Origin of the sequence: Flavobacterium sp. LC2016-13, assembly GCF_009707955.1 — a bacterium.
Classification (GTDB): Bacteria; Bacteroidota; Bacteroidia; order Flavobacteriales; family Flavobacteriaceae; genus Flavobacterium.
This window is the reverse complement of record NZ_WMDQ01000050.1, coordinates 1-448: the sequence shown is the minus strand read 5'-3', so window position 1 is coordinate 448 and position 448 is coordinate 1. Positions and strand designations below refer to the sequence as shown.

Annotated in this window: 1 protein-coding gene; it reads left to right on the top strand. The window is 39.3% G+C overall.

The features are described from left to right. A partial coding sequence (locus GKZ86_RS25345) for an Ig-like domain-containing protein (protein WP_195936703.1) occupies positions 1-448 on the top strand: 448 nt, incomplete at both ends.

Genomic DNA, 448 nt, shown 5'->3' with positions numbered 1-448 from the left:
GCAGTTAATGATAATTATACTGTTGCCGAAGATGCAACTGTAACGTTAACCCCATTAGCTTTAGATTCAGATGTTGATGGAGATACTTTAACAATCACTTCAATCAACGGAACAACTTTAACAGGCGGAGTTCAGACAGTTTCAGTTACAAATGGAACTGTAAGTATTTCTGCGACGAATGTGATTACGTTTACAGCAGGTTTAAATTATAATGGAGCCATCAGTTTCCCTTACGTTATCAGCGATGGTCACGGCGGAACGGCTACAGCCAACGAACTTATTACCGTTACACCAGTCAATGATAATCCAGTAGCAGTTAATGATAATTATACTGTTGCCGAAGATGCAACCGTAACGTTAACCCCATTAGCATTAGATTCAGATGTTGATGGAGATACTTTAACAATCACTTCAATAAACGGAACAACTTTAACAGGCGGAGCTCAGA